The organism is Aeromonas sp. Lyrl_2, from assembly GCF_051948815.1.
GTDB classification, from domain to species: Bacteria; Pseudomonadota; Gammaproteobacteria; order Enterobacterales; family Aeromonadaceae; genus Aeromonas; species Aeromonas veronii.
This window is the reverse complement of sequence record NZ_JAYJLJ010000013.1, coordinates 53540-76989: the sequence shown is the minus strand read 5'-3', so window position 1 is coordinate 76989 and position 23450 is coordinate 53540. Positions and strand designations below refer to the sequence as shown.

At 60.2% G+C, this 23450-nt stretch carries 18 protein-coding genes; 9 read left to right on the top strand and 9 right to left on the bottom strand.

Going from position 1 to position 23450, the window contains the following annotated elements:
• Window positions 1–79 precede the first annotated feature (79 nt).
• Both VF684_RS13045 and VF684_RS13040 read left to right on the top strand, forming a co-directional pair.
• Complete coding sequence (locus VF684_RS13045) at window positions 80–709, top strand: DUF2268 domain-containing putative Zn-dependent protease (RefSeq protein ID WP_139440604.1); 630 nt, start codon at window positions 80–82, stop codon at window positions 707–709.
• 54 nt (window positions 710–763) lie between these two features.
• Complete coding sequence (locus VF684_RS13040; RefSeq protein WP_107684889.1) at window positions 764–1216, top strand: NUDIX hydrolase; 453 nt, start codon at window positions 764–766, stop codon at window positions 1214–1216.
• 98 nt (window positions 1217–1314) lie between these two features.
• Here VF684_RS13040 and phnX read toward each other — a convergent pair whose 3' ends face one another.
• Genes phnX through phnW form a run of 3 tightly spaced genes read right to left on the bottom strand, consistent with a single transcriptional unit; the run spans window position 1315 to window position 4725 of the window.
• Window positions 1315–2154 carry a phosphonoacetaldehyde hydrolase gene (gene phnX / locus VF684_RS13035; protein WP_139440603.1) on the bottom strand — a complete coding sequence of 280 codons (840 nt, stop codon included), beginning with the start codon at window positions 2152–2154 and terminating at the stop codon, window positions 1315–1317.
• Window positions 2147–3586: an aspartate aminotransferase family protein gene (locus VF684_RS13030; RefSeq protein ID WP_139440602.1), complete on the bottom strand. Its 1440-nt coding sequence runs from the start codon at window positions 3584–3586 to the stop codon at window positions 2147–2149. Before VF684_RS13030 ends, phnX begins: the two co-directional genes overlap by 8 nt.
• Window positions 3583–4725, bottom strand: coding sequence for a 2-aminoethylphosphonate--pyruvate transaminase (phnW, locus tag VF684_RS13025; RefSeq protein ID WP_139440601.1), 1143 nt, complete (start codon window positions 4723–4725; stop codon window positions 3583–3585). The genes VF684_RS13030 and phnW overlap by 4 nt, the downstream gene beginning before the upstream one ends.
• Window positions 4726–4990: 265 nt before the next feature.
• Here phnW and phnR point away from each other — a divergent pair, with 265 nt between their 5' ends.
• The 5 genes from phnR to VF684_RS13000 all read left to right on the top strand — a co-directional run bounded on the left by phnR (window position 4991) and on the right by VF684_RS13000 (window position 11363).
• A complete protein-coding gene (gene phnR, locus VF684_RS13020; protein ID WP_181364079.1) occupies window positions 4991–5698 on the top strand; it encodes a phosphonate utilization transcriptional regulator PhnR in 708 nt (235 codons plus the stop codon).
• Between the two features lie 120 nt (window positions 5699–5818).
• The gene (locus VF684_RS13015) at window positions 5819–6838 is read left to right on the top strand and encodes a putative 2-aminoethylphosphonate ABC transporter substrate-binding protein (protein ID WP_279459068.1); all 1020 of its coding nucleotides are present in this window, start codon (window positions 5819–5821) and stop codon (window positions 6836–6838) included.
• A gap of 272 nt (window positions 6839–7110) precedes the next feature.
• Window positions 7111–8205 (top strand): putative 2-aminoethylphosphonate ABC transporter ATP-binding protein, encoded by a 1095-nt coding sequence (locus VF684_RS13010; protein WP_201913649.1) that lies wholly within the window; start codon window positions 7111–7113, stop codon window positions 8203–8205.
• Window positions 8202–9938: a putative 2-aminoethylphosphonate ABC transporter permease subunit gene (locus VF684_RS13005; protein WP_279459069.1), complete on the top strand. Its 1737-nt coding sequence runs from the start codon at window positions 8202–8204 to the stop codon at window positions 9936–9938. Before VF684_RS13010 ends, VF684_RS13005 begins: the two co-directional genes overlap by 4 nt.
• An 18-nt stretch (window positions 9939–9956) precedes the next feature.
• Window positions 9957–11363 carry an FAD-dependent oxidoreductase gene (locus tag VF684_RS13000; protein ID WP_139440596.1) on the top strand — a complete coding sequence of 469 codons (1407 nt, stop codon included), beginning with the start codon at window positions 9957–9959 and terminating at the stop codon, window positions 11361–11363.
• 384 nt (window positions 11364–11747) lie between these two features.
• On the opposite strand, the gene VF684_RS12995 is transcribed toward VF684_RS13000, so the two are convergent.
• The gene (locus VF684_RS12995; protein WP_193556838.1) at window positions 11748–12467 is read right to left on the bottom strand and encodes a TetR/AcrR family transcriptional regulator; all 720 of its coding nucleotides are present in this window, start codon (window positions 12465–12467) and stop codon (window positions 11748–11750) included.
• Window positions 12468–12692: 225 nt separating this feature from the next.
• On the opposite strand from VF684_RS12995, the gene VF684_RS12990 reads away from it, so the two are divergent.
• Both VF684_RS12990 and VF684_RS12985 read left to right on the top strand, forming a co-directional pair.
• Window positions 12693–14633: an amidohydrolase gene (locus tag VF684_RS12990; protein WP_139440595.1), complete on the top strand. Its 1941-nt coding sequence runs from the start codon at window positions 12693–12695 to the stop codon at window positions 14631–14633.
• A gap of 444 nt (window positions 14634–15077) precedes the next feature.
• Window positions 15078–15776 (top strand): SDR family NAD(P)-dependent oxidoreductase, encoded by a 699-nt coding sequence (locus tag VF684_RS12985; RefSeq protein WP_139440594.1) that lies wholly within the window; start codon window positions 15078–15080, stop codon window positions 15774–15776.
• A 208-nt stretch (window positions 15777–15984) separates the two neighbouring features.
• Here VF684_RS12985 and VF684_RS12980 read toward each other — a convergent pair whose 3' ends face one another.
• The 5 genes from VF684_RS12980 to sucA form a co-directional block, all read right to left on the bottom strand.
• Window positions 15985–16989, bottom strand: coding sequence for a DUF4236 domain-containing protein (locus VF684_RS12980; protein ID WP_279459072.1), 1005 nt, complete (start codon window positions 16987–16989; stop codon window positions 15985–15987).
• 271 nt (window positions 16990–17260) lie between these two features.
• Complete coding sequence (sucD, locus tag VF684_RS12975; protein WP_005346088.1) at window positions 17261–18133, bottom strand: succinate--CoA ligase subunit alpha; 873 nt, start codon at window positions 18131–18133, stop codon at window positions 17261–17263.
• The gene (sucC, locus tag VF684_RS12970) at window positions 18133–19299 is read right to left on the bottom strand and encodes an ADP-forming succinate--CoA ligase subunit beta (RefSeq protein WP_204381237.1); all 1167 of its coding nucleotides are present in this window, start codon (window positions 19297–19299) and stop codon (window positions 18133–18135) included. Before sucC ends, sucD begins: the two co-directional genes overlap by 1 nt.
• A 104-nt stretch (window positions 19300–19403) precedes the next feature.
• A complete protein-coding gene (gene odhB, locus VF684_RS12965) occupies window positions 19404–20591 on the bottom strand; it encodes a 2-oxoglutarate dehydrogenase complex dihydrolipoyllysine-residue succinyltransferase (RefSeq protein ID WP_033116131.1) in 1188 nt (395 codons plus the stop codon).
• 33 nt (window positions 20592–20624) lie between these two features.
• Window positions 20625–23435, bottom strand: coding sequence for a 2-oxoglutarate dehydrogenase E1 component (gene sucA / locus VF684_RS12960; protein WP_204381238.1), 2811 nt, complete (start codon window positions 23433–23435; stop codon window positions 20625–20627).
• Between the last annotated feature and the right edge of the window lie 15 nt (window positions 23436–23450).

The window sequence follows — 23450 nt, the reverse complement described above, 5'->3', positions numbered from 1 at the left end:
AGGAGGGTAATCGTGGTGATATGGCGCCGCGACCACGCAAGTGGCTCAGCACTCTCTTTCAATAGACAAGGATGTCTGGATGCAACTCACCCTGTTAAACGACTCGGGCAAATTCGATGGGCTCGATGACACCATTAGGCATGTCTTTGCCGAGACGGCGCACAAATTGAATGCCTTGTTCGATCTCTCCCAACTGGATGTCACCTTCAGCCCTTTTGCCGAGGGGGATGCGCCCGACTCGGGTATCGGTGGCTGGGCCATCAACATGTATCGGATAGAACTCCAGCTTGATCTGGAACGGCCTGATATCAAAGAGGTGATCATCACCGAATTGCCTGCCGTGCTGGCCCACGAAGTCCACCATATTGTGCAAAAGAAGAACAAGGTGGAAGCAGAAACACTGGCCGAAAACCTGATTTTTGAAGGGCTGGCCTGCTACTTTGAGCAGAGGTTCAATGGCGGCACACTCCCCTCGCTGTTCAAGGAGTCTTATCATCATGACTGGCAATCGCTCCTGGCAGAGATGACGCCCCATCTATCCAGCAAGCAGTTCAACTTTTTAGACTTTTTCTACTGCCGTGATAACCGGCCATTTCCCAAATATGCCGGTTACTGGGTGGGGTTCAATCTGGTGGCCAACTATCTGGCCAAAAGCGGCCTCAATGAAATAGAGGTCATGGGCCTGCCCGCCGAGGCATATTTCAATTAACACGCCTTCACACTGTTCGTGGCGATTACAGAGCCCAAATCTGGAGAGAAGATCATGATCCCCATTCGCTGCAAGGCCGTCTCTGGCGTTGCCCTTACCACTGTCGATGGCGAAACCAGATTGCTGGTGATGAAACGGGTCAAGGGGGGCTTCTGGTGTCATGTGGCGGGTACGGTGGAGGCGGGTGAAACCGGGTGGCAGACCATTATTCGGGAGTTTGGCGAAGAGACAGGTATCCGGGTCACCGAGCTCTACAACGGCCAGTATCTGGAGCAGTTTTACGATGCCGCCTTGAATACGGTGGAGGTGGTGCCGGTCTTTGTGGTCTATTGCCCGCCCAATCAGGCGGTGACCCTCAACAATGAGCACACAGACTATCGCTGGTGTTCCCTGGCCGAGGCCAAGGCGCTGGTGAGTTTCCCGGGCCAGAAGGCGCTCTACGACCATATCTGGCACCACTTTGTCGACAACGCCCCCTCTCCCCTGATGCGGATCGATATCCGCTGACCGCGCACGGCTTCCCCCTGTAGATGCAACACGCCCCCGGATGGGGGCGTGTTATATCTAAAGCCAGCCAAGCGCTTTTGTTAGACCAAGCAGATGGCCTACGGCCGCTCGCCAGCGGCCAGACGGCGGTTGATATCAGCGATAACCGGGGCGATGTCGGCCAGGGTATCAATCACATAGTGCGCCCCCGCCGCCCGCAGTTTGGCCTCGGCCGGTGCACGCCGGGCGGCGATCTCCGCCTCGCTCATGGCGGCAAACTCTTCCCAGGTGGCACCAAACTCGTTGCCGGAGACAGACAGCCCCACCGTCCACATGCCCGCGTTCAGCCCTTCGCTGATGCCGGGTACGGCGTCATCCACCTTGATACAGCGATGCACCGCGCTCACCCCGAGCTCAATCACGTTGGCCAGCGCCATCCAGGGGCCGGGGCGACCACCAGCTTTGAGGTCATCGGTAGCGACCCAGTGATCCGGGCGATAGCCGTGATCGGCCGCCGCAGGCACCAGCGCCTCCATCACAGGACGGGGATAACCGGAGCAGGAGCCGATTTTCATCCCCTGCACCCGCAGAGCGTCCAACACCGGCAGCACACCGGGGATGGGGGTGGCAAAGCGGGTCACGGCGGCAATCTGCAGCGGCATAAAGGTGTGATAAATGTGGTCCACCTCGGCATGGCTCATGGGGTGGCCGAAGCGAGCCAGCCAACGCGCATCCACCGAGGGCAGACGGCCCAGCGCGGCGATATGATCCCACTTGCCAAGGCCCATGGGCTGGCGTGCTTCGTCCAGGGTCACGGTGAAGTCATAGGCGCGGGCTAAGGCCTCGACGAAGATGGAGGTGGGGGCGAAGGAGCCGAAATCGACGACGGTGCCGGCCCAGTCGAGGATCAGCGCCTCCACGTCGGTGGTCGGGTCGATGGCAGTCTGCAAGTCAGTCATGGTGATGTTCCTGTTTCGGTGAAAGTGCGATCTCGCCCAATGCGCGATCGAGAGTGGAAATGGCGCGCACCAGATCGGCGCGGGCGATATTGAGCGGTGGCGAGAGCTGGATAACGTTGCCCTGGGAGACCTTGAAGCTGAGCCCCAGCTCCAGACAGCGGTAGAGCAGCCGTTCGGCAGCCTGGCTATTGCGGGCACGACTCTGGTGATCGACCACCAGATCGAGCGCCCAAAGCATACCGATACCGCGCACCTGCCCGATCAGCGGGTGACGTTCGGCCAACTTGCCGAGCTCGGCCGCCATAAAACGGCCATCCTCCTGCGCTTTTGCCAGCAACCCCTCTTCGCGGATGGTACTGATGGTAGCGAGCGCAGCCGCGCAGCCGATAGGGCTCTTCTCGTGGGTGTAGTGACCGAGTGAAATAGCTGCTGCCTGATTGAACCGGTCGCGGGTGATGAGAGCTGCAAACGGCACTACCCCGCCCCCCAGCCCCTTGCCCAGACAGATGATGTCGGGCTCGATGCCGAACTCTTCAAAGCTGAACCAGTGGCCGGTGCGCCCCAGGGCATTGGGGATCTCGTCGACGATCAGCAGCACCTTGTGGCGATCGCAGATCTCCCGCACCCGCTGCCAGTAGGCCTTCGAGGGCACCTGCACATCGGTGTTGCGGATAGGTTCGGCGATAAAGGCGCCTATTCCTCCCTCCTTCTCGATGACGTACTCCAGATAATCGGCATAGTGCACATCATCCCCCTCCCCGCGATACCAGACGCCGCGATAACGGGTGGGCGGCGGGATGCGCTCCACTCCGGCCATCAGCGGGCCCATACCGGCGCGAAAACAGGCCTCGCCGCCGACCGAGATGGCATCGAGGGAGGCGCCGTGAAAGGCATCCCACAGGGACACCACCTTGCTGTTGCCGGTGATGAAACGGGCAAGCTTCAGGGCAATCCCCACCACCTCGCTGCCGCCGGGGGCGAACAGTACCCGGTTAAGATCGCCGGGGGCCAGCTCGGCCAGGGAGCGGGCGCAGTCGATGGCAACCTGATGGGTGTAGCGGCGGGGCGCGAACGGCAGATCGGCGAGTTGCTGCTGCACCGCAGCCACCACCCTGGGGTGACCGTGACCCAGCTGATGAACGTTGTTGCCGTGAAAATCGAGGTAGCGCTTGCCCGATACACTGGTCAACCAGCTCCCCTGCGCCCCCTCAAGCAGATCCAGACAGGGGGTGGAGAGGGCCTGATGGAGGAAGTAGCGGCTATCCTCCGCCAATCCGGCCCGTACATCTTCGCTCTGGCCCGCCCACCAACGCGCCCGCCCCTCGCCGAGGTTGATATCCCCTTCGCTGTCGGCACGGCCGCTGCCGTGTAGCTTATGGTCATGCAAATCGCGGCCACGCAGATCACGACCCTGAGCCAGCATGCTGGTCATCGCGCGCCCCCTTGCCAGTAGCAGGCGCTGGCCATGGCGGCGAGCAAGCTGCGCACCCGCTCAGGGGTCACGTCGCCGATATTGCCGATACGGAAGCAATCGGCCTGGGAGACCTTGCCCGGATAGATGACAAAGCCCTGCGCCTTGAGCCGCTGGTAGAAATCGGCGAAGCGGTAGTCAGGGTGGGCCGGAGAGTAGAAGGCGGTGATGATGGGAGATTGCCACTGTTCTGGCAGCAGTGGCGCAAATCCGAGGGCAGCCATCCCCGCCACCAGCGTGCGCTGATTCTCGCTGTAGCGCTGATGGCGGGCTTCAATGCCCCCCTCTTCGTCCAGCTCGCGCAGGGCCTGGGCAAAGGCAAGCACGGTATGGGTGGGCGAGGTAAAGCGCCACTTGCCCCCCTGCTGCTCCATGGTCTGCCACTGGGCATGCAGGTCGAGGGAGACAGAGCGGGCGCGCCCGGCACAGGCCGCCAACGCGGCACGGCGAGCGATAACAAAACCAAAACCCGGTACCCCCTGAATGCACTTGTTGGCCGAACTGATAAGAAACTCGATGCCAAGGCGCTCCATGTCGATGGGGATACCGCCAAAGCTGCTCATGGCATCGACGATCAGGCGAATGCCGCGGCGCTGGCAGAGCTCAGCTACCTCCTCAAGGGGGTTGAGCATGCCGGTGGTGGTCTCGCAGTGCACCATGGCCAGATGGGTGATCTCGGGGTGGCGCGCCAGCATCGCCTCGATGGCGGCGGGCTCCGGGCGGGTCGTCTCGCCGCAATCCAGCTCGTGGTGCCGCAGGCCAAGGCAGCGGGCCATCTCCCCCATGCGGGCACCGTAGGCGCCGTTGTTGATGATCAGCAGACACTCATCGACGCCTATCGCCGAGCCCAGTACGCTCTCCACCACATAGCTGCCGCTCCCCTGCAGCAAGACGGCGCTGTAGTCACTTTCATATTCAGGGCCGGTGGCGAGGCGCACCAGCTCGCGGCGGATGGGCTCCACCACGCCCTGGTTGTAGTCCGCATCCCAGGTGCAGCTGTCTTGCAGCATGGCGGCACGCACCGTGGCGGTGGTCGAGAGGGGGCCCGGGGTCAGCAGCAGGTAATCAACGGCGGCGGGAGCCGCAGGGATATGGGTCATGACTTCGCTCCTTTTGGTATATACCAGAATGAGCGCATTGTGGGTAACTGCCCAGCCAAGGTCAAAGGGGTGGCGCTACGTGCAACAAAAAATTCATTTTCAGCGCCGGGATCGCGATAATCTAGGAAGCCTGAACAACAGGGGCGATGCTGGTATCTACCAACGCATGTTGATGTTGCCCTTTAACGACCGGGCAGATGACCTGCCCTGTGCCCAGCCCATTGCCCAACTCATTGCACAACTTATTGCAAAACCAGGGATTTTCATGAGCAAACCGCAATATCTGCAGATCAAGGATGCCCTCGCAAACCAGATCCTGGCGGGGGGGCTGGCTTCCAATGACAAGCTCCCCTCCGAGCGACTGCTGGGGGAACTCTATGGCACCACCCGGGTTACCATCCGCGAGGCACTGGTGCAGCTGGAGGCGAACGGCCTTATCTATCGGGAGGATCGCCGCGGCTGGTTCGTCACCCCGCCGCGCTTTCGCTTGAACCCCAGACGCACCTCCAACTTTCACCAGATAGTGCGGGAGCAAGGGGGTGAGCCGCGCACCGAGCTGCTGGAGAAAAGCCGCCAGGCAGTGCCGCCCGCGTTGATGGCGCAGTTGCAGCTCAAGCCGTTCGACAGCCTGTTTCTGCTCAAACGGCTGCGCTACGCCAACGGGCGTGCCATCTGCTACTGCGAGAACCACTGCCTGCCTGAGCGGGTGCCCGGCCTGCTGGAGCTGGATCTCAACGGCAGCCTGACCGAGATCTACCAGGCCCATTACGATCTTCACTACGCCCGCATGCAGGTGCGCTTCTTCCCCACCGCCCTGCCGGATGAGGTGGCCAAGGCGCTGGGGGCCACCGCCGGTCTGCCCGCCCTGCGCCTCGAGCGACTCAACTTCGATCAGCACGGTCGGGTGCTCGACTTCGATCTGGAGTACTGGCGCCACGACAGTCTGGAGATCGAGGTGGATACCCAGGATTAATCGCGGACACATCAGGAACAGCAAAACGTCACGGGGCCGTCACGGTCACGTCATAAAGATCCCCTAGCCTCTCTCTCAACCAATCTGGTTTATACCAAGCCAACTTATATGGAGAAGAGGATGAAACAGGGAACCCATCTGCTGGCCGCCACCGTGCTGGCTACCATGACAGCCCCGGCACTGGCCGCAACCGACCTCACCGTCTATACCGCCTTCGAACCGGAGCAGCTCAGCGAGCTGAAAACCGCGTTCGAGCGCCAGCATCCGGACATCAATATCAAGTGGGTGCGTGACTCCACCGGCGTGGTCACCGCCCGCTTGCTGGCAGAAAAAGCCCAGCCCAAAGCGGATGTGGTATGGGGACTGGCGGCGACCAGCCTGATGCAGCTCGATCAGCAGCAGATGCTCAATGCCTATGCACCGAAAGGGCTGGATAAGCTCGACAGCCGCTTTCGCGACAGCAAGGCCGAGCCGCACTGGATCGGTCTGGATGCCTTCTTCAGCGCCATCTGCTTCAACAAGGTAGAGGCGGAGAAACAGGGGATCCCGGCGCCCACCAGCTGGGCCGACCTCACCAAGCCCATCTACAAGGGCAAGGTGATCATGCCCAACCCCAGCTCATCCGGCACCGGTTACCTGAGCGTTGCGGGCTGGCTGCAGACCATGGGCGAGCAGCAGGGCTGGCAATTTATGAACGGCCTGCACCAGAACATCGACCGTTACACCCACTCGGGCTCCGCCCCCTGCAAGCTGGCCGCCAGCGGCGAGACGGTGATCGGGATCTCCTTCGACTTCCCGGCCACCAGCCTCAAGGCCAAGGGTGCCCCCATCGAGGTGGTATTCCCGAAAGAGGGTTCGGGCTGGGACATGGAAGCTGCCGCCATCATCAAGGGCACCCCCAAGCTGGATGCCGCCAAACAGCTGCTCGACTTTGCCGCCACCGAGCAGGCCAACGCCCTCTACAACAAGTCGTTCGCAGTGGTCGCCATTCCGGATGTGGCCAAGCCCAGAGCCGGCTATCCTGCCAACATCAAGGGCCAGATGATCGACAACGACTTTGGCTGGGCAGCCCGCGAGCGCAACACCATCCTCGCCCAGTGGAGCGCCAGCTTCGACGGCAAGACCGAAGCCAAGCAGTAAGCGTGAAGGGCAGCGGTTTGTTCACGCCAGACACACCCCTGCCAATAAACTGCCAGTCGAAGGCCAACAGCTGTTGGCCTTCGCTTTTTGGTTTTAACTTCCCGAGTGTGTATTGCCTTCAATTAGCGACGCTTCGCCCATCCACACAGGGCCCAACCACTTGCTGGCGACCCGATCTCATTTGACTGTCATTAAGCTGTCATCCCCCGATCACCTGACCGTCACACTTCACCCGCAAACTGGTATATACCAAATCAGTAGCGAGTCGAACCATGACCCAGCCCTATCTGGATATTCAACATCTCAACAAGCAGTTCGGTGCTTTTCAGGCCCTCAAGGGGATCTCTCTGACCATTGAGCCGGGGGAGTTTATCTGCTTTCTCGGCCCCTCCGGCTGCGGCAAAACCACCCTGCTCAGAGCCATCGCCGGGCTGGATCTACCGGACAACGGCGAGATCTGGCAAGGGGGGCGCAATATCTCCCGCCTGCCGCCCCAGGAGCGCGATTTTGGCATCGTGTTTCAGTCCTATGCCCTCTTCCCCAACTTGACGGTGGCCCAGAACATCGCCTTCGGCCTTGAGAATCAGGGGCTGGCGCGGGATCTCATCAAGGAGCGGGTCGATCACTGGCTGGGGCTGGTGGATCTCACTGCCCAGTCCCACAAATACCCGAGCCAGATCTCAGGCGGCCAGCAGCAGCGGGTGGCGCTGGCTCGGGCCTTGGCCCTCTCCCCCGGCCTGCTGCTGCTGGACGAACCGCTCAGCGCGCTGGATGCGCTGGTGCGCACCCATCTTCGCAGCGAGATCCGTGCTCTGCAGCAGCGCCTTGGCATCACCACCATCATGGTGACCCACGATCAGGAAGAGGCGCTGACCATGGCCGATCGCATCGTGGTGATGGAGGGCGGCCGCATCGTACAGGTGGGCACCCCGCAGGAGATCTACCACCAGCCTGCCAGCCGCTTCGTGGCAAGCTTCGTCGGCACCATGAACTTCCTCGAGACCCTGGTGCTGAGCCCCACTCAGGTGCGCCTCAACGAACAACCGCTGCAACTCGCCAATCAGGCCGCAGCCGGCAGCAAATTGCAGGTGGCGATCCGCCCCGAGGCAATCACCCTGAGTGCGCCGAGCGAGCCGTATCTTGGCCAACATGGCGTTGAAGCAACCATCGATCAGGTGGAGTTTCTCGGCGCCGCCCAGCGTCTTATCTGCACCGCCGACACCTATCTGGGCCCACAGCAAATTCTGGTGGAGCGCCCGACCCACGAGCTACCCCGCCACGAACAGGGTGGCTGGCGCAGCGGCATGCGCTGCTCGCTGCACTGGCCCGCCGGAGCGATGCAGCTGTTTGAAGGAGAGCGCCCATGACAGCCCCCCTTGCGACCTCCTCCCTGTTGCCGCCAGCGACAGCCCGCCAAGACTCTCGCTGGCAGCGGCTCTGTCGCGGCTGGAGCCGGGATCATCTGCTGCAACTGATCCTGCTGGTGCTCGGCATTGCCCTGCTCACCGGCGGTCTGCTGCTGCCGCTGCTCACCATGCTGCAAAAGAGCCTGCAGGATGAGAACGGCCTCTGGGTGGGCCTTGCCAACTTCAGCGCCTACTTCGACTCCCCTCATCTGGGGCGCACCATCGGCAACACCCTCTGGCTCGGGGTGCTGATCACCGCGCTGGTGGTGACCATCGCCTTTGGCTACGCCTACGCCCTCACCCGTACCTGTATGCCGGGCAAGCCCCTGTTTCGCCTCATCGGTTTGATCCCGCTGTTGATGCCCTCCCTGTTGCCCGCCATCAGTCTGGTCTACTGGTTTGGCAATCAGGGGATCGCCAAGGGGCTGCTCGGCGGCGAGAGCATCTACGGCCCCATCGGCATCGTCATTGGCCTTGGCTTCTGGTGCTTCCCCCACGCCCTGATGATCCTTATCACGGCGTTCGGTCAGAGCGATGCCCGCCTCTATGAAGCCTCCCGGGTGCTGGGCAGCAGCGGCTGGCGCACCTTTGTCACCGTCACCCTGCCTACCGCCCGTTATGGCCTGCTCAGCGCCGCCATCGCCGTCTTCACCCTCACCATCTGCGACTTCGGGGTTGCCAAGGTGATTGGCGGCCAGTACAGCGTGCTGGCTACCGATATCTACCGGCAGGTGATCGGGATGCAGAACTTCTCCCTCGGCGCCGTTGCCAGCGTCACCCTGCTGCTGCCGGCACTGTTGAGCTTTGCCCTGGAGCACAGGGTACGCAGCAAGATGCAGGAGCAGAGCAGCACCAAGGCGGTGCCCTATCAGCCCAAACCCCATCGGCTGCGTGACCTGCTGGCGCTCGGCTGGTGCACGCTCTGGGCCCTGCTGTTTCTGGCGCTGGTGGGGATGGCCGTTTACGGCTCCCTGGTGCAGTTCTGGCCCTACAACCTCGAGCTGACGCTGGATCACTACGCCTTTGACAGCAACAGCGTCTACGGTTGGCAGCCCTTTACCAACACCTTGCAACTTGGCCTCTATACCGCGCTTATCGGTACCGTGCTGGTGATGGTGCTGGCCTGGGCGCAGGAGAAGGGGCGCCACTTTGCGCCGCTTCGCCAGCTGTTGCATCTGCTTGCCATGCTGTCGCTGGCGGTGCCCGGCATGGTGCTGGGGCTGGGTTACATCTTCTTTTTCAACGGCAATCCGCTCTTTGGCGGCCTATACGGCACCCTGCCGTTGATGGTGCTCTCCTGCGTCATCCACTACTACACCGTGGGTCATATGACGGCGCTGACCAGCCTGAAACAACTGCCCAAGGAGCTGGAGCTGGTGGCCATTTCTCTGCGCATTCCGCTCTGGAAGGCGTTCTGGCGAGTCACCCTGCCCGCCTCCCTGCCCGCACTGCTGGAGATCTTCATCTATCTGTTCGTCAACGCCATGACCACCACCTCGGCGGTGATCTTCCTCTATTCGAGCGACAGCGTGCTCGCCTCCATCGCCGTGCTCAATATGGAGGATTCCGGCGATACCGCCGCGGCCGCCGCCATGGCCACCCTGATCCTGCTGGCCGCCGCCACCGTCAAGCTGCTCCAGCTCTTTTTAAGTCGCGCCCTGCTGGATAGCACCCAGCGCTGGCGCCACCAATAACCTTATCGAGGAGTCATCATGTCCACTCTCCCCTTCTGGCTGGCCGAAGCGCTCGCCGCCGAACAACCCGCACCGCCCACGCCCCTAGTCGGCAACCACGAGGCCGATGTCTGCATCGTCGGTGGCGGCTTTACCGGGCTGTGGAGCGCCATCGCCCTTAAACAGACCGAGCCCCACCTGCACGTCATAGTGCTGGAAAAAGATCGCTGCGGCAGCGGCGCCTCCGGACGCAACGGCGGCTGTTTGCTCACCTGGTCGGCCAAATACCTGACCTTAAAACGCCTCTTTGGCGAGCAGCAGGCTGCCTGGCTGGTACAAAAATCCGAGCAGGCGGTACACGAGATCGCCCGCTTCTGCGAAACGCACAACATAGAGGCAGAGCTGAGGGTCGAGGGCACCTGCTACACTGCCACCAGCGAGGCACAGCGCGGCCTGATGGAGCCGGTATTGCGGGAACTCAAGCGCGCCGACCTTAACCAGTGGCAGGCGATTGAAGAGGGTGAACTGGCGAGCCAGAGCGGCTCCCACGTTCATCTGGAGGGGCTCTACAGCCCCCACGCGGGCTCGGTGCAACCGGCGCTCTTGGTGCGCGGCCTGCTGCGGGTAGCTCGGGAACTGGGGGTCGAGGTCTATGAGCACTCCCCCATGCAGCGCCTTGAGGCGGGCCAGCCTGCACGGGTACAGACACCGCAGGGTGAGGTGCGTGCCCGCAAGGTGGTGCTGGCCCTCAACAGCGCCATGGTGCAGCACTTTCGCGAGTTTCGCCGCAGCATAGTGCTGGTCTCCTCCGATATGGTGATAACCGACCCCGCGCCGGATGCACTGGCTGCCCAGCAGCTTGCGCACGGCCGCTCCGTGGTGGATGGCCGCACCTTTGTCCACTACTACCGCTCGACCCCGCAAGGGCGGCTGATGCTGGGCAAGGGGGGCAACACCTTCGCCTTTGCCAACCGCCATCTGGCCGAGTTCGATGCGCCGAGCCGTTATCTTGCCCCTCTCACCCGCACCCTGCGCCGCTTCTTTCCGGCGCTCAAAGAGGTGCCCATCGCCGCCAGCTGGTGCGGCGCCTCCGACCGCTCGGTAGATGGCCTCCCCTTCTTCGGCCACTGGCGAGGGCAGCCCAATATCGTCTATGGCCTCGGCTATTCCGGCAACGGGGTGGCGCAGAGCTGGATCGGCGGCCAGATCCTGGCAGCCTTGGTGCGCGATGAAGTGCGGGAATCAGACAAGCCGTGGCGCGACTGCGCCCTGGTCAGCGGCCCGCGCGGCTATTTTCCGCCCGAGCCGTTTCGCTGGCTGGGCGCCATGGCGGTGCGCAACGCCATCAGGCGCAAGGAGCGTGCGGAAGATGAGAACCGTCCGGTGGCCTGGTATGACAAACAGCTGGCCAAACTTGCCGATGCCGCTGGCAAGGCAGACAAGTAAGCGCGGTAATGCCAGTCCCGCACGCTTCTACCCCGTCTGACTGCAACAAGCAAAGCGCCGACCCAAGGGTTGGCGCTTTGCTATTTGCGCCGTCGGCCATCAGCGCACCTGCTGATCCCGAGCGGCGCAAACCTGCGATCAGCTCCGCATTGCCCGGATCGGAGGGCATCGGACGGCATAGACAAGGCGCGGCACACACGGTGCCCAACCAGCCGCCAATAGCACTGTTTCACCAGCGAAACATCATCAAAAACATAATCTCACTTGCGCAACAATCAGGCTGACACGGCGCCGCCTTGCTGGGGTATCGCGCCAGAGAGAACCACGCCGAAGAGCCCCGCCGATCAGGGCAAAGAGTGCCAACCCGTTACGCTTGCACGCGGTTTATCGCCGCCACTTGTCGGCCGCCGGAACTTCCGTGCCCAGCAACAGCGCCGGCCTTGCCTGCCACACCCGCTCGGGGTCGGGCTCGGCAATGGCGGCGGCGATCAGCTGCTCGCTCCAGTGGCGGTGCAGCAGCCACATCTGCTGGCCGTGATCCCCATCACTCCGGGTGCACTGCTTGGTGACATCGGCGGTGCGATAGAAGTAGCGCACCAGCGTCGTGAGCTCAGGCTCCGGCCAGCGGCAGCCAAAGTCACGCAGCAGGGATGACCAGAAGTCAATCTGGCCCCGCTCGTGCTGCTGCTCCAGCGCATGCAGCTCGGGGATGAGATCCATCGCATGCCAGAGGGCGCCATAGCCGACAAAGCGGCGCTCCAGCGCCTCCAGTGCCTCGTCAAGCAGCACCAGCGCCTGCGGCCAGCTGGTCGCCTGAATGCGGATCTGCTCCTGCGCCTCGCAGACCGCCGCCAGCCACCCCATGGCGAGGCGACCGATGATCGCCTCCTTGTTGGGATAGAGGTGGTAGAGCGACTTGATCCCCACCCCCGCCCGATCGGCGATGGCATTGGTGTTGAGGGCCGCAAAACCCTGCTCCTGCAACAGGCTCAGGGTCGCCTCCTCGATGCGGCTGGCCACCGCCTGACTGCGCTGCTGTTTGGGTTGGCGGCGCATGGCAACCCCTTGGGGTAACGGTCCCTCGGTCACTGACTCCTCTGACATCACTCCTCCCTGTTGTTGGCCCATCGGCAGGCGCTCTGGTGGTAGATCTTGCTACCTCAGCCAAGCGGGGACTGCGCCCCGCTCGCCACCGATCGATGTGACATGGTAAACAAAACGTTAAATATTTGCAGCAATTGCTGGCATTTTTTGACCAAGCAGCCATAAAGAGATCTCGAAATATGCAGTAAACACTGCACAAAACCCGACCCTCAAGGAGATCACCGCATGGATTGCAAGGCACCACACCCCGCCCGTTCCCGCACTTTTTTGCTGCTCGCCCCGCTGCTGGCCGCCACGCTGGCGGGTTGCCAGCAGGGGCAACCGCCCACCGCCGCGCGCACCCTTTATCTCAACGGCAAGATCCACACTCAGGATGGTCAGCGCCAGGTGGCAGAAGCCATGGTGGTGAGCGGCGGCCAGTTTCTCTATGTGGGCAACCGGCAGGGGGCCGAGGCGCTCAGCACCCCCGACACCCAGGTGGTCGACTTGCAGGGCAAGATGGTGCTGCCGGGGCTGCACGACAACCATATCCACCTGCTGGGCACAGTGGCGCTCGATATGTGCGATCTCGACGGCAAGCCGGTCGATCTCGGCGAGCTGGCGGCCAAGGTGAAAAGCTGCCTGCCCCGCTACGCCCCCAAGGCTGGCGACTGGCTGGTGATCAACCAGTGGTCTCCCTACGAGGGCAACGCCCCCACCGCCACCTATAAAACCGTGCTGGCGGCCCTTGATGCCGCCGCTCCCGACAACCCGGTGGTGCTGGCCGGGGTCGATGGCCACGCCAGCGCCTACAACTCGCGGGCACTGGCGCTGGCGACCGATAAAAGCGGCAAACAGGTTGGCTTCAGCGCCGCCACCCTGGCGCCGGGCGGCCTCTTTGCCCCCTTCAAACCCTATGTGGATCTCGATAGTGGCGTCATTCGCGAAGGGGCCCGCAGCGCCATCCCCTCCCCCGACAGCGGCCTGCTGAGCGCCCATGACGAGCAGGCGGCGAACCAGTATCGCCAGATCCTGCCCGCCGTCTCGACCCTGATGGCCTCGCGCGGCATCACCAGCATTCAGGATGCCTGCGCCACCGACTTTATCCGCGATCGCCTGCGGGAGATGGAAGAGAAGGGGCTGCTCAATATGCGGGTCACCGCCGCCACCTGTTTTCACGAGGATGACTACAGCGGCAAGCTCGATATCGGCGGCCATCTGGCCAAAGCCAACCGGGTGCGCGACCAGTTCGCCGGCGATCCGCTGATCAAGGCAGATGCGGTCAAGATCTTCCTCGACGGGGTACTGGAGGGTGATCCCTTCAGCACGCCCCCCTTCCTGCCCAACGCCGGCATGCTGACCAACTACCAGACCCCCCACCTCGCCGCAGATCAGGGTGGCGAGCAGGTCACCATCACCGCCAACAGCGAGGATGCCGGCAGCAAGGGGCTGGTCAACTACCGCGCCGCCGATCTGAACCGCTACGTGGGGGCGCTCGACAAGGAGGGCTTTAGCATCCATATGCACAGCATCGGCGATCGCACCACCCGCATGGCCCTCGATGCGCTGGAGGCGGCTCGCGCCAGCAAAGGCGATCACGGCATTCCCCACACCCTCGCCCATCTGCAGGTGGTTCATCCGGACGATCAGCAGCGGCTCGGCCAGCTTGGCCTCTACCTCACCTTCACCTACGCCTGGACCAACCCCCAGCCCGAATATGACATGCTGGTCACCCCCTTTATCCAGCCGACCCGCAAGGGGCAATCCCTGCACGAGGCGATGTACGATCCCAAGGGGTATCTCAAGCAGGCGCTCTATCCGGTAGCCAGCTCGCGCAAGGCGGGGGCCATTCTGGTCGCCGGCAGCGATGCACCGGTCGACAGCCGCGATCCGCGCCCCTTCGCCAATATGGCTGCCGGGGTCAACCATGCTCCCCAGAGCGGCGATGACTTTCGGGCGAGCCAGCGCATCACCCTCGACCAGATGCTGGATGCCTACACCATCAACGGCGCCCGCGCGGTGCGCCAGCAGGCTATCAGCGGCTCCATCGAAGCGGGCAAATCGGCCGACTTTATCGTGCTGGATCGGGATCTCTACCAGCTGGTCGCCGCCGGCAAACCGGAGCAGATCGCCGATACCAAAGTCACCCGCACCGTCTTTCGCGGGCAGACGGTCTTTAGCCAGTAAGTTCAGCCGAAATGGCGAGGGTGAGCATCTGATCAGCGGCGATCTGAGCATATGCAGCCAGACCAGCCCCCCTTAAAAGCAACATGCCGACCTTTGGGTCGGCATTTTTAGTTCGGGGAGTGATAGCAAGCCCTGATGGCAAGGCGCGCGGTGCAAGGGTCAATCAACGGGAGCTAACCCGAGTTCGGCTTGGCCCTTTGCCTCAAATCGGAGGGGCATTGGCAACCAGCATGGCCAGCGGGCTGCCCCAAGCGGAGGCAAGATTGATTCACCAGCGAAACAGCATCAGCCAACTTGGTTGCAACAGCGTAACAGTCTTGGCCTGTTGGATTCTGGCCGCAGGCGAAGGCTGTGGCATACTAACCCCCCGATCGTCTGCATACGCCTCGTTATTCGAAATCGAGGAGTGGCGTTCAATAACAATGTGGCTGGATGGGTTGAGTGATGAAAACAGTGTTGATAACCGGAGCGAGCAGAGGATTGGGGTTAGCGCTGGTTCAGACATTTTACGAGCGCGGATATCAGGTTTACGCCGTGGTCAGAACCACCAGCGCTTGTGACATGCTCACTACTCTCTACCCTGCCGTCTCTGTGCTGATAACCGATGTCACCCATGAAAATTATGAAGAACAGCTATTTTGTTTTATCCAAGACAGAGCTGTAGATATCGTCATAAATAATGCAGGCTCTGCTGGCACTCCGGGAATCGACACAAGGCATAGCACCGGCGACCAGCTGGTTTATGAATTTAAGACCCACTGTGTCGGTGCGCTATCAACCGTTAATGCCGTATTGAGTAATGAAAATGTATTACCCCCATCCTTGATCGTAAATATCAGTTCAAGGAGAGGCTCATTAAATATGCAAGCGGCAGGCGCAGCCAAAGGAGTAAAATGCTCTTTCTCCTATCGCATAGCAAAGGCAGCTCAAAACATGCTGTCACTGTGTATGGCTGATGATCTGGAGAGCATGGGCATAAAAGTTATCTCTGTTCACCCAGGAGCATTACTTACCAAAATGGCTCCTGCTGATGCAACACTGACACCAGAGCAGTCAGCAAATAAGTTGGTTGAAATGATAGAAGGCAATGATTTTAATACACGGGATTTTATCTGCTTGGAGAGAGGGAGACTTTCTTGGTAAATTCTAGATCTTTTGTCGTAAAACAATAGATTATAAAAATAACTAAACACTTTTATATAAAGACACCACTCGAGAGTGGTGTCTTTATTTCGGAGACAATATGTCTAATCATTTTATCGACACTAAACCAAATGAGCGCTACCAACTCGATTGATTGCTTGCCAAAAAGCGAATGCTCGACCAGTGCACGACAATTGAATACGCTCATTCAATCCAGTATCACTAGAAAAATGAATCTCTTCGTAGAGAACAACTGGAATCTGTTTATTGTCTTTGAAGCGCTTATCTGGCCCACCTTTTTATTTACGTATTTCCACGTGTGATCGATAACTGTTGTATCAGAAGGGACCCCATTATCCTCTATAAATTTAGCTTCTTGAATTTGGATGTTAAGATTCTCATAGGAAACCGCCCCGACACAATCTTTCTCAAAAACAAGAACTTTATCTGGAAAGAAATATAGTGTTTGCTTACCCACAGGAATACTGGGAGTTTGGATGTTAGTTCTTACGTATGGCGGATTACTGACTGATAGACCAATTTTATTTCGCCTTACCAAATGACTAGCACCTGCATGATATTTATTATCTATGACTTGTCCTTGCGCCTCTAAGTGCCAAGCTGAGTTACATCCTTTCATAGAATCAAAAGCTGAATGCAGTTCTTCTACTACATTCTCAAAATCAGACTCAATATCGTACATTACCACCACAGTCTTTCCAAGAAGGTCCCTGTAATATGCTATAGCAATCAAAAACACACTAATTGTGGCAATACAATAAATACCCTCAGCTTGGACATCTTGGGAAAAAGCCATAGCTAATACAATAACACTTAAAATAGTTACGAGTGGCCAAAGACGTACTTTTTGCTTCTTTTTATTTAGCTCATCCACTAATTCTTTAGATGAAGAGTCAACCATGAGTTCAATAGCTGAACTTTCAATTTCTTTCAATGGTTCATGTGTGCCTGAATAAGAGTCAACTGATGGTTTTATATCAAGATCAGGGCTCAGCTGATTAATCCCGCCCGTATTATTATTTGATAATGACTTACGGTAATAAAGCCCTCCCATCCCAATATGAACATAGTTTCCTCTTGGGCCTGCGCCTATTCGCAATCCCTTTACTCCCGCGGAAACACCGACTCCTGACTTAGACAAGTTGAATCTAAATGGCCCCACACTAACTGACTTTCGTAAATATAATCCCATCCCGAAAACCCTTACGAACAATGATTTACTATAACAGTATCCCCTATCAACTAATGACTAACTTACTACATCGAACGGCGTAGAAAAACCATTGCTGACAAATAAGTTATCACGCAATCCTAATTAAGAGATATACCGCGCATTTTTCTAGCAAACCATCGAACATAAATTGCATATAAAAACCACCATTTGGCTGTCTACCACCAATGCTCAACCATAAAAAAGCCGCCCATCGGGCGGCTTTTTATTAGAGATAACGGGCTAAGCAGAATTACCAGCCGGTCACTTCGCGCAGGGCCTTGCCGATATCGGCCAGGGAGCGGACGGTTTTCACGCCAGCATCTTCCAGCGCGGCAAACTTCTCGGCAGCGGTACCCTTGCCACCGGAGATGATGGCGCCAGCGTGGCCCATCCGCTTGCCGGGAGGGGCGGTAACACCGGCGATATAGGAGACCACCGGCTTGGTGACGTGGGCCTTGATATAGGCGGCAGCGTCTTCCTCGGCGTTGCCGCCGATCTCGCCGATCATCACGATCGCTTCGGTCTGCGGGTCGTTCTGGAACATCTCCAGAATGTCGATAAAGTTGGAGCCCGGGATGGGGTCGCCACCGATACCGACACAGGTGGACTGGCCAAAGCCCTCGTCAGTGGTCTGCTTGACCGCTTCGTAGGTCAGGGTGCCGGAGCGGGAGACAATGCCCACCTTGCCCGGCTTGTGAATGTGACCCGGCATGATGCCGATCTTGCACTCACCCGGGGTGATCACACCCGGGCAGTTGGGGCCGATCATCCGCACGCCGGTCTCTTGCAGCTTCACTTTCACATCCAGCATATCCAGCGTCGGGATGCCTTCGGTGATGGTGACGATGAGCTTGATGCCCGCGTCGATCGCTTCCAGGATCGCGTCCTTGCAGAACGGTGCCGGCACATAGATGACGGTGGCGGTGGCGCCGGTCGCTTCGACTGCGTCACGGACGGTGTTGAACACCGGCAGGCCCAGATGGGTGGTGCCACCCTTGCCCGGGGAGACGCCGCCGACCAGCTGGGTACCGTAGGAGAGCGCCTGCTCGGAGTGGAAAGTACCCTGACCGCCGGTAAAGCCCTGGCAGATGACTCGGGTGTCCTTGTTGATCAGTACGCTCATCAGTTGGCCTCCGCTGCTTTGACGACTTGCTGCGCGGCATCGGTCAGACTCTTGGCCGCAATGATGTTGAGGCCGCTCTCGGCCAGCTTGATACCACCCAGCTCGGCGTTGTTGCCTTCCAGACGGACCACGACGGGCACCTTGACCCCCACTTCCTTGACCGCACCGATAATGCCTTCCGCGATCATGTCGCAGCGCACGATGCCGCCGAAGATGTTGACCAGCACTGCTTTGACGTTGCTGTCGGAGAGGATGATCTTGAACGCCTCGGTTACGCGCTCCTTGGTGGCTCCGCCGCCGACGTCAAGGAAGTTGGCCGGCTTGCCGCCGTGCAGGTTGACGATGTCCATGGTGCCCATGGCCAGACCCGCGCCGTTGACCATGCAGCCGATGTTGCCATCGAGGGCCACATAGTTGAGCTCCCACTGGGCGGCGTGCGCTTCGCGGGGGTCATCCTGTGACGGGTCGTGCATTTCGCGCAGCTTGGGCTGACGATAGAGGGCGTTGGCGTCGATGTTGATCTTGCCATCCAGGCAGTGCAGGTTGCCCTGCGCGGTGATCACCAGCGGGTTGATCTCCAGCAGCGCGAAGTCGCAGTCGAGGAACATCTGGCCCAGACCCATGAAGATCTTGGTGAACTGTTTGATCTGATCGCCGACCAGACCCAGCTTGAAGGCCAGCTCGCGGGCCTGATAGGGCTGCGGGCCAACCAGCGGATCCAGGGTGGCCTTGTGGATCAGATGGGGGGTTTCGTGGGCGATCTTCTCGATGTCCACGCCACCTTCGGTAGAGGCCATGAAGACCACGCGACGGGAGCCACGGTCAACTACGGCGCCCAGGTAGAGCTCTTTGGCGATGTCGGTGCAGGATTCAACCAGGATCTTGGTGACCGGCTGGCCGTTGGCGTCAGTCTGGTAGGTCACCAGATTCTTGCCCAGCCAGTTCTGGGCGAAGGCACGGATCTCATCCTTGCTCTTGGCCACTTTCACGCCGCCCGCTTTACCGCGGCCACCGGCGTGTACCTGGCATTTGACGACCCAGATATTGCCGCCAATCTTGTCGGCCGCTTCGGCCGCTTCCTGCGGGGTAGCACAGGCATAACCTTCGGAGACCGGCAGGCCATACTCGGCAAACAGCTGTTTTGCCTGATATTCATGCAGATTCATAGATGCTCTATCCGTGTTGTAGGTATTTCCGTCCGGGGCTCGTGTTTCTCAATCCCCTGTGAGTGGGGGCCTCGGGGGCCCCTCGTTATCTTTCAGTTGGTTGCTCAGACGTCCAGCAGCAGGCGGGTCGGATCTTCCAGCAGCTCCTTGACGGAGACCAGGAAGCCTACCGATTCGCGCCCGTCGATGAGACGGTGATCGTAGGAGAGGGCCAGGTACATCATCGGCAAGATCTCGACCTTGCCATCAACGGCCATCGGGCGATCCTGGATCTTGTGCATGCCCAGAATGGCGCTCTGGGGCGGGTTGATGATCGGGGTGGACATCAGGGAACCGAACACACCACCGTTGGTGATGGTGAAGTTGCCGCCAGTCAGCTCATCCACGGTCAGTTTGCCGTCGCGGCCCTTGCCGGCCAGATCCTTGATGGCCTTCTCGATGTCGGCCAGGCTCATGTTGTCGCAATCGCGCAGTACCGGGGTCACCAGACCACGGGGGGTGGAGACGGCGATGCTGACGTCGAAGTAGTTGTGGTAGACGATGTCGTCACCATCCAGCCCGGCGTTCACTTCCGGATAGCGCTTGAGGGACTCCACTACCGCCTTCACGTAGAAGGACATGAAGCCGAGCTTGATGCCGTGCTTCTTCTCGAAGATCTCGCCGTACTGCTTGCGCAGATCCATGATGGGCTTCATGTTGACCTCGTTGAAGGTGGTCAGCATGGCAGTGGTGTTTTTCGCTTCCAGCAGACGCTCGGCGATGCGCTTGCGCAGACGGGTCATCGGCACCCGCTTCTCGCTGCGACCGGCCAGCGCGGCAACCGGCGCGACCGGGGCAGCAGCCACCGGAGCGGCTGCGGCAGGCTTGCTCAGCGCCTTGATGTAGGCTTCCACATCATCCTTGGTGATGCGACCGCCCTTGCCGGTGCCGGTCAGCTTGGCCACGTCGATGTCGTGCTCGCCAATGAGACGACGCACGGAGGGGCTCAGGCCATCGGCGCCATCATCGGCAACCGCTTCAGCCGGCTTCTCCTTGGTCTCTTCACCGGCCACGGCAGCCGCCTTGATGGTGGCGATCAGCTGGCGGGAGAGGACAGTCGCCCCCTCTGCCTGCAGGATGTCGCCCAGCACGCCAGCTTGCGGTGCCGGCACTTCCAGCACCACCTTGTCGGTTTCGATGTCGACCAGCACTTCATCACGGGCAACCAGATCACCCGGCTTCTTGTGCCAGGTGGCAATGGTGGCATCAGCCACTGATTCCGGCAGGTCCGGTACCTTGATCTCGATAGTCATCTAATCAGTTCCTTGTTACTTCTTGTTCAGGGCTTAGGCCAGAGTAAGGGCATCTTCCACCAAGGCTTTCTGCTGCTTGGCGTGGACGGACATGTAACCAACCGCCGGTGAGGCGGACGCCGGACGACCGGCATAACGCAGGGTGGCTCCGGTCGGCAGCACCTCATCGTAGTTGTGACGGGTGCAGTACCAGGCGCCCTGGTTTTGCGGCTCTTCCTGACACCAGACAAAATCGGTTACGTGGCTGTAATCGGCCAGAATGGCGCGCACTTCCTCTTCCGGGAAGGGGTAGAGCTGTTCGATCCGCACGATCGCCACATCCTTCTGTTCCGCCTTGCGACGAGCTTCGAGCAGGTCGTAATAGACCTTGCCGGAGCAGAAGACCACCCGCTTGACCGCTTTCGGATCCAGCGCGTCAATTTCGCCAATGGCGTTCTGGAACGTGCCTTCCGCCAGATCTTCGAGCTTGCTGACCGCCAGCGGGTGGCGCAGCAGGGATTTGGGCGTCATCACGATGAGCGGACGGCGCATCGGGCGCACTACCTGACGGCGCAGCATGTGGAATACCTGAGCCGGGGTTGAGGGGACGCACACCTGCATGTTGTGCTGGGCGCACATCTGCAGATAACGCTCGAGACGGGCGGAGGAGTGCTCCGGCCCCTGCCCCTCGTAACCGTGCGGCAGCAGCATGGTCAGGCCGCACATCCGGCCCCACTTCTGCTCGCCGGAGGAGAGGAACTGGTCGACCACCACCTGAGCGCAGTTGGCGAAGTCACCGAACTGTGCTTCCCAGATGGTGAGGCCGGCCGGCTCGGCGCTGGCGTAGCCATATTCAAAGGCCAGTACCGCGTTCTCGGTCAGTACCGAGTCGTAAATCTCGAACGGCCCCTGCTCGTCGTGCAGGTTGCACAGCGGGGTGTAGGTGCTGGCATCGGTCTGGTTGTGCAGCACGGCGTGGCGGTGGAAGAAGGTGCCACGACCGGAATCTTCACCGGTAAAGCGGATCCGGGACCCCTTGTCCACCAGAGTGGCGTAGGCCAGGGTTTCGGCAAAGCCCCAATCCACCAGCTTCTCACCGGCAGCCATCAGACGGCGGTCTTCGTAAATTTTCTCGACCTGACGCTGCAGCACGTGGGTCGCCGGATACTGGCTCACCCGCTCGCCGAGGCTCTTGAGGTGATCCATCGGCACGGCACTCTCATAGGCCATGTTCCAGTCGTGGCCCAGATAAGGGGTCCAGTCGACGGAGTGCAGTTCCATCGGCCGCCACTCTTTGCTTACGCGCTCGCCGCGATCCAGCGCTTCACGATACTCGTTGACCAGTTCGGTAGCCCGCTCCTGAGCGAGGCTCCCCTCGGCCACCAGCTGATCGGCGTAGATCTTGCGCGGGGTCGGGTGCTGCTTGATCTTCTGGTACATAAGCGGCTGGGTTGCGCTCGGCTCGTCCGCTTCGTTGTGACCGTGACGACGGTAGCAGACCAGCTCGATCACCACGTCGCGTTTGAAGGTGTTGCGGTAATCCAGTGCAATCTGGGTCACCAGCACCACGGCTTCCGGATCATCCCCGTTGACGTGCAGCACCGGCGCCTGCACCGCCTTGGCGATGTCGGTGCAATATTCGGTAGAACGCAGGTCACGAATATAGGAGGTGGTGAAACCAACCTGGTTGTTGATGACGATGCGCACCGTCCCGCCGACACCATAGGCGCGGGTCTGGGACATGTTGAAGGTCTCGGCCACCACGCCCTGACCGGCCATGGCCGAGTCACCGTGAATGGTGATGGGCAGCACGCTGGAGCCATCCTTGTCACCGCGACGATCCATACGGGCACGGACCGAGCCGATGACCACAGGGTTGACGATCTCGAGGTGGGAGGGGTTGAAGGCGAGCGCCAGATGGACGTTGCCACCCGGGGTGGCGAAGTCGGAGGAGAAGCCCATGTGGTACTTCACATCACCGGTACCCCAGGATTCGCCATGCTTGCCGGCAAACTCGTCGAACAGATCCTGAGCGCGCTTGCCCAGTACGTTGATCAGCACGTTGAGACGACCGCGGTGGGCCATACCGATAACGGCCTCTTTGCAGCCCTGCTCACCGGCGCGACGGATCAGCTCCTTGAGCATGGGGATCATGGCGTCGCCACCTTCCAGCGAGAAGCGCTTGGCTCCCGGGAACTTGGCGCCCAGATATTTCTCCAGCCCTTCGGCGGCGGTCAGGCTCTCGAGGAAACGGGTCTTCTCTTCGAGGGTGTAGCTCCCCTTCCCTTCAATGGATTCGAGACGCTGTTGCAGCCAGCGCTTCTCTTCCGTGGAGGTGAGGTGCATGTAGTCGGCGCCGATGGAGCCGCAGTAGGTCTTCTTCAGCGAGGCGTAGAGGTCGGAGAGCACCATGGTCTCGCGACCGATGGCGTAGGAGCCCACATTGAAGGTGGCCTCCATATCTGCGCCCTGCAGGTTGTGGAACGCAGGATCCAGTTCGGCAACGGTTTCACGCTGCCACAGGCCCAGCGGGTCCAGATTGGCATTCTGGTGACCACGGAAACGGAAGGCGTTGATCAGCTGCAATACCCGCACCTGCTTGGCATCCACTTGCGGATCGGAGACGGGAGCACTGTAGCGAGAGGGATCCTTGGCCAGACGACGGAAATAATCGCGGACCTGGGAGTGGGGTTGTTCAACCGCATGGCCATTGACCTGGGGCAGCTCGCTAAACAGGCTGCGCCACTCGTCGGACACGGAGTCAGGATTTTCCAGGAAGGATTCGTACAAATCCTCTATATAGCTTGCATTCGCACCAGCCAGGTGAGATGACTCCAACCAGGCCTTCATCACGCCGTTATGCATTTCTATCCCTTGTAC